Source organism: Bradyrhizobium sp. UFLA06-06, assembly GCF_054820065.1.
Genome location: NZ_JADFUD010000004.1, coordinates 92496 through 108357, shown reverse-complemented (window position 1 = coordinate 108357; position 15862 = coordinate 92496). Strand labels below are relative to the sequence as shown.

The window sequence follows — 15862 nt, the reverse complement described above, 5'->3', positions numbered from 1 at the left end:
GGGTCTGGCCCATCGCGACATCTTGCGTTGCCGCACGAACCTGGTCGCTATCGGGACAATGCGGACGTAGAGTCACGCCGACGGTTTTATGGGTACACGGCCTAGAAAATCGTCATGCCCGGGCTTGACCCGGGCATCCATCAGCCAAGGAGAGTCTTTCGAAGCAGGATGGATGGCCGGGTCAAGCCCGGCCATGACGACTGCGAAAAGCCTACGCCTTCAACTCCACCGTCTTGAACTCGGCCGGCAGGATCACCTCCAGCAGTTCGACGTCGTCGGAGTAATCAAGGATCATGTGCCGGATGCGCGGCGGCTGGGTCCAGGCGCTGCCTTCCTGCATCAGCGTCTCGCCCTCGCCTTCCATGTAGGTCTTCACCCAGCCCTTGAGCACATAGACCATCTGGAAGTCGACGTCGTGGAAGTGCAGCTTCGACACTTCATCGGGATTGCACGGTCCCTGCAGCCGGATGACATGTGCCTGCGCGAGGCCATGCGAGGCGGCGGCGATGCCGAGGTCGCGGTACTTGGCGTAGGCGCGCAGCCCGTCGGCCTTGAAGTCTTCTTCGCGGTGATGGCTGATCGCGACGCGCTGCTTCGGCCGTGCCTTGGTTGCAGCTTTCGGCGCACTTTTCTTGGCCGCCGAGACGCGGCCTTTCGACTTGATGGTCTTGCGCGCGGACGATTTCGCGGATGTCTTCCTGGTGCCGGCGCCGAGCCCCGACCATTTCTTCTTCACCGCGGTCTTGGCTGCCGATCTTGATGCCGTCTTCTTGGCCATTGTTTCGCCTCCCGTCTTTTTGTGACGGAGAGAGGCTAACACAAGTCGCGCGCCGCGAGGCGAGCAAAGGCGCAAGCCGCGCCCCGCCGCTTTGCGGATCAATGCAGCCGGAACACGCCGTCGACGGCACGCAGCTCGGCCGGCTTGACCAGCTTGGAATGCGCCACCGTCACCGAAAACAGCGGGCCTTCGAGCTTCGCCTGCCAGAACGCGAGGAAATCCTGCAGCGCCGGAAATTTCGGAAACAGGTCGTAGTTCTGCCAGACATAAGTCTGCAGCAACGAGGGGTGATCCGGCATCCGATACAGGATTTGCGCCGTCGTCAGCCCGTACCCCAGCAACTGCTTCCGGAAATCGTCGGAAACAACCCCACCAACTCGCGAGACCATGCCAACCTCCTGTGACGGAGCGCATTCACGTGGTGGCCGACCTCCCCCGCCGGACCACCGGCAATGGATGCGCTCACATGAGAGAAATGTGACGCACGCGACTAACCCATCTCAAGCCCAAATGTTTAATAGGTTGTTGAAATTTCTTGCGTTGGCAGCAGCTTACCGCATCTGCTAATAGCCCGGCGGCCACTGCGGGGCGGCATTAAGGATGCCGAAATGATCTCGGCATCCTTTTGGCAGGCGGCACTCACGAGTGCCAATTTTTCTGCTAGAGGCACTTGCCCGCCGCCAAGGCTTGGCCTATCTCCTGCCCAGCCAGTCTGGCACTCGCTGGACTGGACTGCTAACTCTCCAAAAATCTACAGCATCTACAAATGTTTAGGAGGACTGCATGAAATTCCGTCCGCTTCACGACCGCGTCGTGGTCAAGCGTATCGACGCCGAAGAGAAGTCTGCTGGCGGCATCATCATTCCGGACAGCGCCAAGGAAAAGCCCTCGCAGGGCGAAGTGACCGCCGTCGGCCCGGGCGGCCGCGACGAAGCTGGCAAGCTGATCCCGATCGACCTCAAGGTCGGCGACCGCGTGCTGTTCGGCAAGTGGTCCGGCACCGAGGTCAAGATCGACGGCGAAGACCTGCTGATCATGAAGGAAAGCGACATCATGGGCGTCCTCGACGTCCCCGCTTCCAAGAAGAAGGCGGCCTAAGCGCCTCCCTCCCTCCCAGGTTAAATCTCTCAAGGAAAAATTCAGATGGCAGCTAAAGAAGTCAAATTCTCCGTCGAGGCGCGCGACAAGATGCTGCGCGGCGTCGACATCCTCGCCAACGCGGTGAAGGTCACCCTCGGTCCGAAGGGCCGCAACGTGGTGCTCGAAAAGTCGTTCGGCGCTCCCCGCATCACCAAGGACGGCGTCACCGTCGCCAAGGAGATCGAGCTCGAGGACAAGTTCGAGAACATGGGCGCCCAGATGGTGCGCGAAGTCGCCTCCAAGTCCGCTGACGCGGCCGGCGACGGCACCACCACTGCGACCGTGCTCGCGGCTGCGATCGTGAAGGAAGGCGCCAAGTCGGTCGCCGCCGGCATGAACCCGATGGACCTCAAGCGCGGTATCGACCTCGCGGTCGAAGCCGTCGTTGCGGACCTCCAGAAGAACTCGAAGAAGGTCACCTCGAACGAGGAGATCGCCCAGGTCGGCACCATTTCGGCCAACGGCGATGCCGAGATCGGCAAGTTCCTCTCCGACGCCATGAAGAAGGTCGGCAATGAGGGCGTGATCACGGTCGAGGAAGCCAAGTCGCTCGAGACCGAACTCGACGTCGTCGAGGGCATGCAGTTCGACCGCGGCTACATCTCGCCCTACTTCGTCACCAACGCCGACAAGATGCGCGTTGAGATGGACGACGCCTACATCCTCATCAACGAGAAGAAGCTCTCCTCGCTGAACGAGCTGCTGCCGCTGCTCGAGGCCGTGGTGCAGACCGGCAAGCCGCTGGTCATCGTCGCCGAAGACGTCGAAGGCGAAGCCCTCGCCACCCTCGTCGTCAACCGCCTGCGTGGCGGCCTGAAGGTCGCGGCCGTCAAGGCTCCGGGCTTCGGCGATCGCCGCAAGGCCATGCTGCAGGACATCGCGATCCTGACCGGCGGCCAGGCCATCTCGGAAGACCTCGGCATCAAGCTCGAGAACGTCACGCTGCAGATGCTCGGTCGCGCCAAGAAGGTGATGATCGACAAGGAGAACACCACGATCGTCAACGGCGCCGGCAAGAAGGCCGACATCGACGCCCGCGTTGCCCAGATCAAGGCGCAGATCGAGGAGACCACCTCGGACTACGACCGTGAGAAGCTGCAGGAGCGTCTCGCCAAGCTCGCAGGCGGCGTCGCGGTGATCCGCGTCGGCGGCGCGACCGAAGTCGAGGTGAAGGAGCGCAAGGATCGCGTTGATGACGCGATGCACGCGACCCGCGCGGCTGTCGAGGAAGGCATCGTCCCGGGCGGCGGCGTCGCCCTGCTCCGTGCGTCCGAGCAGCTCAAGGGCCTGCGCACCAAGAACGACGACCAGAAGACCGGCGTCGAGATCGTGCGCAAGGCGCTGTCGGCTCCCGCTCGCCAGATCGCGATCAACGCCGGTGAAGACGGTTCGGTCATCGTCGGCAAGATCCTGGAGAACAAGGCCTACAATTACGGCTTCGACTCCCAGACCGGCGACTATGCCGACCTCGTCAAGAAGGGCATCATCGACCCGACCAAGGTCGTCCGCACCGCGATCCAGAACGCTGCCTCGGTTGCCGCGCTCCTGATCACCACGGAAGCGATGGTTGCCGAGCTGCCGAAGAAAAACGCCGGCGGCCCCGCGATGCCTCCGGGCGGCGGCATGGGCGGCATGGACTTCTAAGCGACGAAGTCGTCCCGGACGCGGTGCAGCGCAAAGCGGTGCACCGCAGAGCCGGGATCTCGCTCAGCGGCAACGAAATGCAAAACCCCGGCAGCGATGCCGGGGTTTTTGTTTGGGGTAGGCTCGCCGGCTGCTTACCGCAGCGCGGCCAATGCGGATACTTCGCACAACCTCGCGCTGATGCAGGAGCTTCACGCGGCTCTCAGCATGCACGTTATGCACAACACTCTCCGTAAATATACGTTGGTCTGAGTTGACAATCTCAAAAAAAATTTCGTGCGAGAGTCGCAAACCGAACCGACACTGTCGCCTTCGTCCCGCACAGTAAGCTCGGGACGAGATCGAACTTCACTCTCAAAAATCTGAATCGAGCACGGAGCGTCAGCTCCCGTGACGCGGGCAAGCGTTGCGGAGAATGCTCTCACTTGCAAGGGAGGCTGTGCCGTGGGCGAAAGCGAAGAGGTTCTCTGCCAAGCCGCCTGAAGAAGCGGAATTGAAGTCACATCGAGGATTCGTTCAAGGAGGGACCTGGCCGGTTGGAAGAAGCCCAGTGACGAGCGTGCAGCCCCCACTGCCGATGCTCCGTCAAACGCCGCAGGTGCGCGATGCCCCCCTACTACCCCGCGCACCGATCTGGGGCCAATCCAACCGGCCGGACTATTTCTGCAAGGCAAAAGGCAAAAAGCAAAAGGCAATATGGGAGGGAGGCGCTCATGGGCATGGTGATGGTCAGATGTCCGCAAACCGGACACGCGATTTCCACCGGAATCAAGACCGATCGCGAGAGCTTTCGACGCAGTACCGTGTTCTTCGCGCGCACGCCCTGTCCGTTTTGCCGCGCGGATCACGCCTGGTTTGCGCGGGACGCCTGGGTCGACGAGCCGAGCATCCGCGTGCGGCGACGCCGCGGCGGCGGTTCGCCGGCCTGACAATGGCCACCACTATTGACGCCCGCGATGGAGGGACACCATGGCGCATGTGCAGATCTCGACGGAAACGTCAGCCTGGCTGCTGCAGGCCAAGGACTTTCTCGATGAGGCACGACGGCTGAAGCCCGGTCCGAAGCGCAATGAGTTGCGCGAGACCGCAAAGGTGCTGCGCGAGATTGCGGAGCTCGAAAGGGTATCCTCCCCCACACGGGAGCTTGATCGGCGGCCGGGAAGCTGATCCGACCAGGAACGGGCTTACACGGCGTCATCAGCCTCGATTTCCGGGATGCGCGGATCGTTGGCCGGCGCCATTCCGCGCGTTCGAACCTTGTCGCCCGAGAAGATCTCCTCGGCCTCGAGACGCATGACGCGATGGCATTCGCACGCCGCGGCCAAGAGCCGCGCCTGGTCGATCTCGATCCGGCCTCGTTGATCCGACCTGATCGCACCGCGCTTGCGCAGATTGCCCATCAGCAAGGTCACCGTCGTTCGTCGTACGCCGAGGATTTGCGACAGCGCGTGCTGGGTCAGCGGGAGGACGTCGCTGTCGACGCGGTCGCGAAGCTGAAGCAGCCAGCGCGCCATCCGCGCCTCGACCGGGTGGAGCGCATTGCAGGCGGAGCCGAGCTGAAACTGGATCAGCATCGACCTGACGTGCTTCTGGATCGCCTGCCGAATCCCGGGACTGCGGCCGAAAGCGGCATGAAAGCGCGCCGCCGGGATCCGTGAGGCGGTACCAGCCGCACGAACGACGGCGGTAATGCCCGACGGCGAGGCTCCGAGAACCGAAAGACTGCCCACGGCCCCTTCGCATCCGACCACGCCGGTCGCGACCGTCTGCCCATCCGCCATGTCGATCATCAACAGGATCGCGCCGCTGTGAGGAAAGAAGACGTAGTCGATCTCGTCACCGGCGCGCGCCAGGACTGCATCCTGTTCGAGCGCGACAGTCTCAAGTTCCGGTTTCAGGAGGTCCAGATCCGCCGGCGACAATGTCGCGAGAAGGCGATTACGAGTTCCACTGGAAATGCTCACCTGCGGGAACGTCAACGGTCGCACAGCTTACTCACTCGAACACAGGATCAAAAACAAATTCCAAACGATTGACCGCAAGGCGGAATTCTCCGCGGCAGCGTCCTTAAAGTTAGATGCAAATGCGCCGCCGGACGCAATAGCAAAATGCGCATCGTCGCACCGTAGAACTTCGGGAACTCAACAGTTCCAGTTTCGCATCGCTCGCGCCGCGCGCGACATCCGAACCTTCTCTTTCGCCACCTGCGCAGGCGTGGGGCGGACGCGGTGTGACCGCGCCGCTGCGGCGGCACCCGTCAAGACGCGCGCGAGTGGCGGTCCGGCCACGCCTGCATGAGCAGTTCCTGCGCGTCCTTGATCTCGGCAAGATCGAGCGCCGGATCGAAGCCGGCGAGCGCCGGCGCCAACAATTGAGATATCTCCTCTGCCCGGCCGCTGCGGCTGTAAAGACGTGCAAGTCCCAGCGCGCCGCGCAGCTCGAACGTCCTGGTCTGCTGCCTTCGCGCGATCTCGAGGGCGCGGCGGAAGGCATTCTCCGCTCCGGAAATGTCAGGGCTGTGACGACGCGACAGCAGCTCGCCCTGCACGCGGTACAGCTCGGCATCCAGCCAGTGCTGCCCGGACTGCTCCGTCGCGTCGATCAACCCATCGATGATGTCGAGCCCGGCATCGACATGCCCGGCTTCCGCATTCGCCACGGCAATTTGCAATCCCCAGAACGGTTCACAGAGGTAGCAGTCGTTCTCGTGAAGCAACGTCCAGCCACGCTGCATCTCCGCGAGACCTGCGGCCCGGTCGCCGGCACGCCACTTCTCCAGACCATTGAGATAGGTGCCGGCGGCGACATAGAGCGGCATCGTATGATCCTGCGCCAGGCCCAGGGCAAGGATCGTCTCGGTCTGGCGCAACCTGCTGCCGCACAGCCCGTCGAAGACCGCCTTGTGAACCAGCGCATTGGCGCGCGCGAGCGCGCGCTGTTTCCCGGCGACGTTCACCGCTGCGCCCGCGAGCTGCCGGGCCCGATCGATCTCGCCACGCGGCCAAAGCACCAGGGCGAGAAATCTCATGATGACGAACGGCAGGTCGAGCGTCGACGCCTTGAAGGTTGCCGGATCCGGCTCGGTCGCATAGGCCGCGAAGGCCTGCTCGAGATGGATGCCCGCGTTCACGTACTCGCCCGCGAACCAGGAGGTCACCCCGCTGGCCCAGCGCGCGACGATTGTCGCCACCGGCGAATTCGGATGCCGCTCCGCTGCGCCCATGATCGCCTCCGCCAACTCTCGCATCGGCGCGAGCTCGCCGTGGGTCAAGCAGGCGTTGAAGAGGCCCGACTGGATCGGCGCGAGCTCGATTGGATCATCGATGTCAGAGGCGAACTGCCGGGCGCGCGTCCAGGCGGCGACCGTCTCGGGGGCGCTGTGCCCAAGACTGCCCCGCAGCGCGCGGCCGTAGGCGATTTGCAGATGGAGCCGGCCGATCATCCGATCCGGCTCGTCGGGCAGTTCATCGGCGATGGCGACCGCCTTGCCGAGATGCGCGATCGCCTCGCAATAGGCCGAGCGCTTCAGTGCCTGCTGACCGGCCTTGCGCCACCACGCCAGCGCGGTCTCGCCGAGCCCTGCCTCGGTGAAATGGTAGGCAACGACTTCCGGCTCGATCTCGGCCATCTCGGCAAACTTGTCGCGCAACACATCGCCGATATGCTTGTGAAGCAATTGCCGGCGGCTCTTGAGCAAGCTCTCGTAAGCCGCTTCCTGAACCAACGCATGCTTGAAGCTGTAGCTTGCATCCGGCGGCACGCCCCGGCGCAGCAGCAACTCGGCCTCTTCGAGCTGGGCAAGCGCCGCGGCAAGCGTCAGATCATCGCGCCCGGCCACGCTGCGCAGCAGCGCATATGAGAACTCACGGCCGATCGCCGCACCGATCTGCGCCACCTCCTTGACCGGCGCCAGCCGATCAAGCCGGGCCATCAGCGAGTCCTGCAGCGTCGCCGGGATCGCCAGCGGCGGCAGCGGATTGTCGAGGCGATAGCGCCCGGCATTCTCGACCAGCAGCCCCGACTCCATGACCATCTTGGTCAGCTCCTCGACGAACAGCGGGACACCGTCCGTCCGCTCGACGATCTGCGTCATCATCTCGCCGGGCAGCAACCGGCCGACCGTCACCTGCTCGATCAGCGCGCGGGTGTCCTGCCGGTCGAGCCGATCGAGCCGCAGCAGGCTGACATTGGCGAGCCCCGCCCATGGCGGCTCGAACTCCGGCCTGAACGTCATGAGCATGAGGATCGGCAGTCCCCTGATCCGGTCGACCGCGAGGTCGAGCAGTTCGAGCGAGGTGGCATCGGCCCAATGCACGTCTTCGCAGACGACAAGCACCGGCTGCTGCCGGGCGAGGCCCTCGAGCTGGTCGAGCAGCGCTGCGAATGTCTGCCGCCGCTGCTGCGCCGGGCTGAGGCCGAGCGGCGGATAGCGCTCGCCGGTCGGGATCGACAGCAGCGCTGCGATCAGCGGTGTCACGGTGGGCACGTGCTGCGTGCCGAGCGCCAGCATGGCTTCGAGCTTGTCCAGCTTCTGCTCCGGCGCATCCTCCGGCCTGATGCCGGCGGCACGCTCGAGCTGGGCGACAAAGGGGTGCAGCGCGCTGTTGGTGTGATAGGGCGAGCATTGATACCGCACACGGCGGTGTGTCCCGGGCGCCAGGCTGTCGGAGAGCATCGCCACGATGCGCGATTTGCCGATACCCGCTTCGCCCGATATCAGCACCGCCTGGCCCTGGCCCTGCCACGCCAGCTGCTGGCGCGACAACGCAAATTCGATCTCCGCCTTGCGGCCGACGAAGCCGATCGAGTGCGCGGTGCGCACCGCCTCGAAACGGCTTTCCGATGCCGGCTCGCCTTCGACGGCCCACACCGCGATCGGCTCCGAGATGCCCTTGACCTCGCGGCGGCCGAGATTGCGCAGCGTGAACAGGTTGCCGAGCAGCCGCCGGGTCGAGGCCGCCACGACGACCACGCCCGGCTCCGCCAGGCTCTGCAGCCGCGCCGCGATGTTCGGCGCATCGCCGACCAGCGCCTGCTCCTCCGACGCGGCGCCGGAGACGAGGTCGCCGACCACGACGAGCCCGCTTGCGATCGCGATCCGCACCGCAACGCCCTCTTTCGCGCGGGTCTCGAGCTTGCCGATTGCGGCGATGACATCGAGGCCGGCGCGCACCGCGCGCTCCGCATCATCCTCGTGGGCACGGGGATAGCCGAAATAAGCAAGGATCCCGTCGCCGATAAATCTGGCAACGGCGCCGTCGTATGTCGTGATCACCTGCGCACAGGCTGCGCGATAGGCGCGGATGACTTCCCACATGTCCTCGGGATCGAGACGTGCCGACAAGGCCGTCGAGCCGACCAGGTCGCAGAACATCACGGTGAGATGGCGGCGCTCGGCATCGTGCGGAGAAACCGGCGCGGCGATCAGTTCGGCTCGATTGAGATCGGCGATCGCACGCAGCATCTTGCGACGATGGCCGAGCAGGACCCCGAGCCTGTCGAAGTCTTCATCCGTCAGTTCGGAAAGAACGCCGAGGTCGATGCCGTTCTCGGCAAAACGCAGCGCGTATTGCCCAAGTCCCAGCTTCTCGAGCCATTCCGCAATCTGCTGCATTGGCTTCACCGACGGGTTGACGGCTGGCCGAATGGACCACGGTGCACAAACGTTATCGCAATCTGCCCGGGGTGGCACCTCTGTTTTGCGGCGTGGCGCAGGACATGCGAATTGTGCCGTGGCGGTGCCCCGTTACAGCCGTCTGCACGTTAACGTTCGTACGGGTGCCGGCGGTCGGTCCGGGCAAAAAAATCGAAGGGCCGCCCATGGGCGGCCCTTCTGTCTTACGCGCTCTCGGGCGCCTTGAGGCGGACCAGCTTGGTCAGGAGCGCATCGAGGCCCTGACCCTCGCCCGCATGCAGGTCGATGCGGCCGACCTTCTCGACCAGACGCTCGAGCGACTCCAGCTCCTTGAGCCGCAGCAGCAGAGGGTTCTCCTCCATCAGCCTGGCGGTGTTCAGGAGCGAACGCGTCGCCGCGGTCTCCTCCTGGCGGCGGATCAGGTTGGCCTTCGCCACCCGCTCCGCCTCCACCACCTTGTTGACCAGCTCGCGGATCTCGCCGGGCAGGATCACGTCCTTCACGCCGAGCTCGGTGACCTCGACGCCGCTGTCCGCGACACGCTCGCGGACATAGTCGCGAAGCTCCGTATCGAGCGCCGCCTTCGCAGACAGCACCTCGTCCAGCGTGCGGCCGGCCACCGCCTCGCGGATAGCGAACTGCACCAGGCGGTACAGCCACGCATCCACGTCGGGCACCGTGGCCACGACCCGCTCGGGATCGACGATCCGGCGGAATGCGGTCAGCGTCACGCGCAGCGCGATGCGATCCTTGGTCAGCATCTCCTGCGCCGTGATCTCGACCGCCTGGGGACGCAGGTCGAGGCGCTTGACCTCGATCTTGCGGCCCGCGATCCAGAACGCGTGCCGGCCGGGCGCGAGCCGCTCGACCAGCTTGCCCTCGACCGTGAGCAGACCGGCCTCGTGGTTCTCGACCACCGCCTCGGTGATGACGCCGGCCCGGTTGGGCTGGATCATCGCGAGGTGGCGTGCCGTGACCCTGGGATCGCTGCTGACGTCGATGCGCTCGACCTCGACCGACGTCGCGACCTTCCAGTACACGCGCGTCTGCCAGGGCGTCATCAGCTGCACCGGACGGCCGTCGAGGCTGACGATCGCGATCTCGTTCGCGCGGGTCTCGATCGCCTCGAACAGCTCGTCGGCCAGATCGGGCCGCGCAGCCTTGATCACCGCGAAGCGATCCGCGGGGAATTCAGTCCGCACGACGCTGAACAGCTCGGCCTTGAGCTGACGCAGGGGATCGAACAGGCGGTGACGTCCGGGCGCGAGCACCTGCTCGAGCCGGCCGTTGCGCGTCAGCAACGCGCGCTCGCCATCCTTCACCGTCAAGTTGGTCGTCAGGAAGTGCCAGGTCATGACACGCCTCCATTGTTGCTCCGAGGCCCATGGGCCGAAGAGCGGGTTTCATTTTGCAAAGGACGTGAGAACGCGAACGCGGCTTCCTGTCAGCCGAGCGGGCCGTGGCTTGAGCTTGCGCGATGACGGGCGCACGCGCGCGTTCGCGCGACGAATATCGCGCGGCCGAGCGGAGCCACCCGGCATCAGCGCAAGCGGTATCCACCGCGGCGCAAAGCCGGTCTCACAGTGTCGATGTTCGGACGAAATGCCTTGCGGCAGGACGGCCGGACTGCGACTGAAGCGCGCGTCCGGTCCCCTTCAGAGGTATCAGCTTTTCAGGCTGAAACGGAGCGCTTGGAGCGGGAATCGAACCCGCGACCCGATGAGTGTCATTCACCTGCTCTAACCAACTGAGCTATCCTTTGTGAGAGACCGGGTTCGAACCGATACCTTCGGGATTTCATCCCCGACGCTCGCCCATGAGCTTCATCTCGCGATCTTCATTTCGGCGGAACACGACACCGCAAAGCGGCTCGCGCCAGTCGGGATCTCAACGAGCCCGAACCCGTGGCCGAAGCGAAGGAGCGGGCTAATAGACGAAGCACGTCCGGGTTGCAAGGGGGCAGCATGTGATTTTTTCATGACGGGGCGGTGCTGTGACCCAGGCGTCGCAGCACGTCCCGTCATTGCGAGGGCGCATCACCCCCTCTGCGCGGCATCCTGGAAGCAGGCGCGCAGCCAGTCGATGGTGACGCGCGTCGCCGCATCGCGCTTGAGATGGTTTTGCACCAGGAGCCAGACGTCGCGTCGCTTCGGCAGCAGCGTGGCGCGCAAACGTCGGTCGGTCAGCAGGTCGGCACAGCTGTGCTCCGGCAACACGCCGACGGCGTGATGCGACTGGATGAGCGTGTGGATGATACGGACATTGTCGGTCACGCAGCGTGCGCGAAGTCGCTTCGTGCGCAGGAACTGCATTTCCGGAATCCCGCCGAGCTCGTCGGGATAGGCGCACAGCATCGCTTCTCCCGCCGTTGTCGCGGCCGGCTCGAAGAAATACGACCTGACCTCGGCGAGCTTCGAGATCGCAAAGTCACCCTTGTCGGGCTTGCGCAGGCGGATCGCGAGATCGGCCTCCCAGCGCGAGAATTTGACATTGTCGCTCGAGGTCAGAAACTGCAGCGTCAGGCCCGGATGGGCGCGCAGGAATTCACTTGCGCGCGGCGCCAGCACCTCCTCGGCGATCGCACTGGTGGAGGCGATGCGCAGCCGCCCGACCGGACCAGGCAGGCTTTCGCCGATCCGGCCGATCTCCTCGGCATGCGCCGCCATCGCCTGGATATGCGCGAGCACCATGTCGCACTGCCGGGTCGGCTTGCGGACTCCATCGACGGCCTCGAACAGGCGCAAGCCGAGCGCGCGCTCGATCCGCGCCAGCCTGCGCCCGACCGTGGTCTCGTCGATGCGCAGCCGCGCGCTGGCGCCGGCGTAAGTGCCCTCGTCCCTGACCGCCGCGATGATGCGAAGATCGTCCCAGTTCATGGCGGCAGGCTACATCGCGCGGCGGCCGCCTGCAATAACGCAGCCACCGGCTGCAATATCCCTGCATAACGGCAGGCCGATCCCGGGCTATGTTTTCGGCGACCCATCCGCTGGAGAACGACCATGACGTCAGCCAAGACATTGATGCAGCTTGCCGGTATCGACCTCACCCCGCCCCGTCTCGGCGACAGCTGCCTGGTGCTGATCGATATCCAGAATGAATATCTTGCCGGTCCGCTGGCGCTGCCCGACGCCAACCCGGCGATTGCGCGCGCCACCGCCTTGCTGTCGCGCGCGCGGGAAAGCGGCGCCGCCATCATCCACATCGCGCACAAGGGCCAGCCGGGCAGCCTGTTCGATCGCACCGCGGAGCGTGGCGCGATCGTCGCGCCGCTGGCGCCGCGGCCGGGCGAAATCGTGATCGAGAAGCAATTGCCGAACGCATTCGCCGGCACTGACCTCAACGCGCAGCTTGCCGCGACCGGCCGCAAGGAACTGGTGCTCGCCGGCTTCATGACGCATATGTGCGTGAGTTCGACCGCCCGCGCCGCGCTCGATCTCGGCTTCCGCACCACGATCGACGCCGACAGCTGCGCCACCCGCGACCTGCCCGACGGCGTCGGCGGCACGATTGTCGCAAGGCTCATTCACGACGTCGCGCTCGCCGAACTGTCCGACCGCTTCGCGATCATCGCCCGCGGCAACGCGCTCGCCTGAGGGCCGCCCCCTCTGTGCGCTACTGAAACGCGACCTCGGCGAAGCTGCGCAGCTTGCGCGAATGCAGGCGTTCGGATTCCTGCTGCTTGAGCCGCTCCAGCGCCCTGAGACCGATCTCGAGGTGCTGGCCGACGCGCTGGCGGTAGAATTCGCTGGCCATGCCTGCGAGCTTGATCTCGCCATGCAGCGGCTTGTCGGAGACGCACAGCAGCGTGCCGTAGGGTACGCGGAAGCGATAGCCGTTGGCAGCGATCGCCGCCGATTCCATGTCGAGCGCGACCGCGCGCGACTGCGACATGCGCCGGATCACCTGCGGCCCGCTGATCTCCCAGTTGCGGTTGTCGACGCTGGCGACCGTGCCGGTGCGCATCAGCCGCTTGAGCTCGAACCCGGTGAGCCCGGTCACCTCGCCGACGGCTTCCTCGAGCGCGACCTGCATTTCCGCAAGCGCCGGGATCGGCACCCAGAGCGGCAGCTCGTGATCGAGCACGTGGTCCTCGCGCACATAGCCGTGGGCGAGCACATAATCGCCGAGCCGCTGCGTGTTGCGTAAGCCAGCGCAGTGCCCGATCATCAGCCAGGCATGCGGCCGCAGCACCGCGACGTGGTCGGTGATGTTGCGCGCATTGGACGGACCGATGCCGATATTGATCAGGGTGATGCCGCGATAGCCGGGCCGGACCAGATGAAAGGCCGGCATCTGCGGGACGCGTTCGGACGGGGTCCCGGTGCTGCCGCCGCCGAGCCGCGCATTGTGCGTGATCACATTGCCGGGCGCGACGAAGGCCTCGAGACCGGCCTCGCCCGACGCAAGCCGCTGCTGGGACAGCTGCACGAAGGCGTCGACATAGAACTGGTAGTTCGTGAAGATCACGAAATTCTGGAAGTGCTCCGGATCGGTGCCGGTGTAGTGGTAGAGCCGGCGCAGCGAGTAATCGACCCGCGCGGCGCGGAACAGCGCCAGCGGCTCCGGCGCGCCCGGCGTCAGCTCAAAGGTGCCGTCGGCGATCGCATCGTCCATCGCAGCGAGATCGGGCGTATCGAAGATGTCGCGCAGCGACCGGGTGAACGCCGAACTGTCGGCGATGGTCAGCGCCGCCTCGATATTGATGTCGCGGCGGTAGGCGAAATGGATCGGGATCGGCTCGTTCGACTCGCCGATCTCGACCGCCACGCCATGGTTCTTGATCAGGAGCCCGATCTGCTCGGTGAGATAGGTCCGGAAGATGTCGGGCCGCGTGATGCTGGTCTCGTGGATGCCGGGTCCTGCGACGAAGCCATAGGCAAGCCGCGAGTCGAGCCGCGCATGTGACGAGGTTGTGATGCGAACGAACGGATAATGTGCCCGCACCCGCGTCGTGAACGGCACGCCGTTGACGTAGGCCTCAAAGCGATTGCGCAGGAAGTCAGTGTTGCGCGCGTAGATCTCTTCGAGGCGGGCAACCGCGGCAGCGGCATCGACGAACGCTTCGGTCGCGATCGGCGGCGGGGTTTGGACGGAAGATGCAGGAGACATGTCGCTTCGCGCCAGATCGGTTGTCGAGCTTGGACTCGCTCTGGATCAGCGCAGTATAGCGACTATGGCATCGAGTTCCAGACGTCGATCGCGCCGCAGCGGTGGGCCGCTGCCCGCCGGCCATTCTGCCTACTGAACCCGCGCCAGCACGGCGAGACGGCGGATGCCCTTGTTACGGTAGGCGTCGAGGAACGCGTAATAGTCCTTGAACGAGACGCAACCGTTGGAGTCGCCGTTCGGGCCGAGCATGAAGGTGTGCGCGAGCAGGCCGTCGCGGTTGAAGATCTTGCCCTCGCCGCCGATCGGATTGAGCCGCAGTGCCGGCACGCCGTGGAACAGCGCCTCGCGCGGCTTGAGCTCGTAAATGTGCGGCGGCGTCACGCCGACCATCTTCAGATGCGAGGACCTGGGGTCGTCGAGCCTGGAGCCGAGGCCCGAATGCGCCTCGAGGCGCGTGCCGTCGGGCAGGTACACGGTCTTGGCTGAGATGTCGTACACTGCGGTCTGACGGTCATAGGGCGGCGAGCCGCCGAGCATCGGGTTCTGGTCCAACGTCGAGGGGATGCTGCCGGTGACATTGGCGTCGGCCGAGGCGAACGACAGCAGCCCGCCGCCCGACTCGCGCTTGCCCCACAGCTTTTCGACCATGGTCTGCCGCTCGTTCGATGCGATCGACATCACCGCGGCCTTGGCGCGCGCGGCCATGTCACGGACGCCGCCGGACTTGGTCGCCTGCCTGGCTTCGGCAGGCTTCGCCTCGGACGCCTTATCGGCACCCTTGGGCTGAACGTCCGCAGCGGGATCGTTAAGCGCCACCTTCAGATTGGCGGCGGCCTGCTTCTTGGCGGCTTCGACCGACTTCGGCGCCGGCAACGGCTTCGATGTCTCGGCGAGCTCTGCGGAGGCGACCGCCCTCGCCGCTTCGGCGAGCTTGGGCGCAGCGGCCTGCTTGATCGGGTCGATCTGCGGCGCGGCGTCAGCCACGACGCTGGACGCGACGCCCTCGGGCGAGGCGGCCGCAAACCGATCGTTAAACATAAGCGACGATGCCGTCGCTTCCGACTTCGCGACCTCGGTCTTCGCGGGAGCCGCCGGTGCCGGCGTCAAGGACGCGAACACCTCGTTGAAGGCAGGCGCCGGCCGCGCAGCAACCGCGACGGGCCGCTTCACCACCGGCGCATCGAACGACGCATTGCCCACCGACGGATAGACGCTCGCCGCAAAGATGTTGGCGTAGACGGTCCAGGCGCAGCCAAGCACCAGCCCCGCCACCGCGGCGCTGCCGAGGAAATGCTGTGGGAGAATTTTTCGGGAGGATTTCTTGCGGCTTGGCGCCCCAAGAACATACGCACTCGCACTCGTACCCATACGCCCGGCGCTCAAAACAGGTCCACCTTTGTCCCTCACTCGACGCGGGGTCGAACGATGTTCGGCTCAACGTCGCGCGGGGGCTCAGACGGCCATTAAGGCGACTTTTAGTTAAATGCGACTTAACCGGATGCTATCCCCTGCAACGCGGGAAGTGCCTGTGGCGTAGGGCTTTTTTAAGATGACAT

Annotated in this window: 13 protein-coding genes and 2 tRNA genes; 5 read left to right on the top strand and 10 right to left on the bottom strand. The window is 65.1% G+C overall.

What is annotated here, in order from left to right:
- Positions 1–211: 211 nt before the first annotated feature.
- Positions 212–778, bottom strand: a complete 567-nt coding sequence (locus IF803_RS04875; RefSeq protein WP_461191448.1) for a cupin domain-containing protein — start codon at positions 776–778, stop codon at positions 212–214.
- Positions 779–876: 98 nt separating this feature from the next.
- The gene (locus tag IF803_RS04870; RefSeq protein WP_026192965.1) at positions 877–1167 is read right to left on the bottom strand and encodes an usg protein; all 291 of its coding nucleotides are present in this window, start codon (positions 1165–1167) and stop codon (positions 877–879) included.
- Positions 1168–1561: 394 nt separating this feature from the next.
- On the opposite strand from IF803_RS04870, the gene IF803_RS04865 reads away from it, so the two are divergent.
- The 4 genes from IF803_RS04865 (at position 1562) to IF803_RS04850 (ending at position 4729) form a co-directional block, all read left to right on the top strand.
- The gene (locus IF803_RS04865; RefSeq protein ID WP_223976313.1) at positions 1562–1876 is read left to right on the top strand and encodes a co-chaperone GroES; all 315 of its coding nucleotides are present in this window, start codon (positions 1562–1564) and stop codon (positions 1874–1876) included.
- Between the two features lie 45 nt (positions 1877–1921).
- On the top strand, positions 1922–3562 hold the full coding sequence (groL, locus tag IF803_RS04860; RefSeq protein WP_018272374.1) for a chaperonin GroEL: 1641 nt from the start codon (positions 1922–1924) through the stop codon (positions 3560–3562).
- Positions 3563–4275: 713 nt separating this feature from the next.
- Positions 4276–4491: a hypothetical protein gene (locus IF803_RS04855; RefSeq protein WP_016840464.1), complete on the top strand. Its 216-nt coding sequence runs from the start codon at positions 4276–4278 to the stop codon at positions 4489–4491.
- A gap of 40 nt (positions 4492–4531) precedes the next feature.
- Complete coding sequence (locus IF803_RS04850) at positions 4532–4729, top strand: hypothetical protein (RefSeq protein ID WP_028339954.1); 198 nt, start codon at positions 4532–4534, stop codon at positions 4727–4729.
- Positions 4730–4746: 17 nt separating this feature from the next.
- On the opposite strand, the gene IF803_RS04845 is transcribed toward IF803_RS04850, so the two are convergent.
- From IF803_RS04845 to IF803_RS04820, 6 genes are all read right to left on the bottom strand, one after another.
- Complete coding sequence (locus tag IF803_RS04845) at positions 4747–5526, bottom strand: Crp/Fnr family transcriptional regulator (protein ID WP_411779964.1); 780 nt, start codon at positions 5524–5526, stop codon at positions 4747–4749.
- A 293-nt stretch (positions 5527–5819) separates the two neighbouring features.
- Positions 5820–9176 (bottom strand): adenylate/guanylate cyclase domain-containing protein, encoded by a 3357-nt coding sequence (locus IF803_RS04840; protein ID WP_461191447.1) that lies wholly within the window; start codon positions 9174–9176, stop codon positions 5820–5822.
- A gap of 224 nt (positions 9177–9400) precedes the next feature.
- Complete coding sequence (locus tag IF803_RS04835; RefSeq protein WP_461191446.1) at positions 9401–10552, bottom strand: slipin family protein; 1152 nt, start codon at positions 10550–10552, stop codon at positions 9401–9403.
- 336 nt (positions 10553–10888) lie between these two features.
- A tRNA-Val gene (locus tag IF803_RS04830) sits at positions 10889–10955 on the bottom strand.
- Between the two features lie 2 nt (positions 10956–10957).
- A tRNA-Phe gene (locus IF803_RS04825) sits at positions 10958–11029 on the bottom strand.
- A 204-nt stretch (positions 11030–11233) separates the two neighbouring features.
- Entirely contained in the window at positions 11234–12073 is an 840-nt protein-coding gene (locus tag IF803_RS04820) for a LysR family transcriptional regulator (protein WP_038388305.1), read from the bottom strand.
- A gap of 123 nt (positions 12074–12196) precedes the next feature.
- Here IF803_RS04820 and IF803_RS04815 point away from each other — a divergent pair, with 123 nt between their 5' ends.
- On the top strand, positions 12197–12790 hold the full coding sequence (locus IF803_RS04815; RefSeq protein WP_461191445.1) for a cysteine hydrolase family protein: 594 nt from the start codon (positions 12197–12199) through the stop codon (positions 12788–12790).
- 19 nt (positions 12791–12809) lie between these two features.
- Here IF803_RS04815 and IF803_RS04810 read toward each other — a convergent pair whose 3' ends face one another.
- Together IF803_RS04810 and IF803_RS04805 are read right to left on the bottom strand one after the other, a co-directional pair.
- Complete coding sequence (locus tag IF803_RS04810) at positions 12810–14306, bottom strand: AMP nucleosidase (RefSeq protein ID WP_461191444.1); 1497 nt, start codon at positions 14304–14306, stop codon at positions 12810–12812.
- Positions 14307–14435: 129 nt separating this feature from the next.
- Positions 14436–15578 (bottom strand): DUF2778 domain-containing protein, encoded by a 1143-nt coding sequence (locus tag IF803_RS04805; RefSeq protein WP_461191443.1) that lies wholly within the window; start codon positions 15576–15578, stop codon positions 14436–14438.
- Positions 15579–15862 lie beyond the last annotated feature (284 nt).

Coding starts and splice junctions, on each gene's coding strand:
- IF803_RS04820 (WP_038388305.1), bottom strand. CDS start 12,073: ATGAACTGGGACGATCTTCGCATCATCGCGGCGGTCAGGGACGAGGGC.
- IF803_RS04855 (WP_016840464.1), top strand. CDS start 4,276: ATGGGCATGGTGATGGTCAGATGTCCGCAAACCGGACACGCGATTTCC.
- IF803_RS04810 (WP_461191444.1), bottom strand. CDS start 14,306: ATGTCTCCTGCATCTTCCGTCCAAACCCCGCCGCCGATCGCGACCGAA.
- groL (WP_018272374.1), top strand. CDS start 1,922: ATGGCAGCTAAAGAAGTCAAATTCTCCGTCGAGGCGCGCGACAAGATG.
- IF803_RS04875 (WP_461191448.1), bottom strand. CDS start 778: ATGGCCAAGAAGACGGCATCAAGATCGGCAGCCAAGACCGCGGTGAAG.
- IF803_RS04850 (WP_028339954.1), top strand. CDS start 4,532: ATGGCGCATGTGCAGATCTCGACGGAAACGTCAGCCTGGCTGCTGCAG.
- IF803_RS04865 (WP_223976313.1), top strand. CDS start 1,562: ATGAAATTCCGTCCGCTTCACGACCGCGTCGTGGTCAAGCGTATCGAC.
- IF803_RS04815 (WP_461191445.1), top strand. CDS start 12,197: ATGACGTCAGCCAAGACATTGATGCAGCTTGCCGGTATCGACCTCACC.
- IF803_RS04870 (WP_026192965.1), bottom strand. CDS start 1,167: ATGGTCTCGCGAGTTGGTGGGGTTGTTTCCGACGATTTCCGGAAGCAG.
- IF803_RS04835 (WP_461191446.1), bottom strand. CDS start 10,552: ATGACCTGGCACTTCCTGACGACCAACTTGACGGTGAAGGATGGCGAG.
- IF803_RS04840 (WP_461191447.1), bottom strand. CDS start 9,176: ATGCAGCAGATTGCGGAATGGCTCGAGAAGCTGGGACTTGGGCAATAC.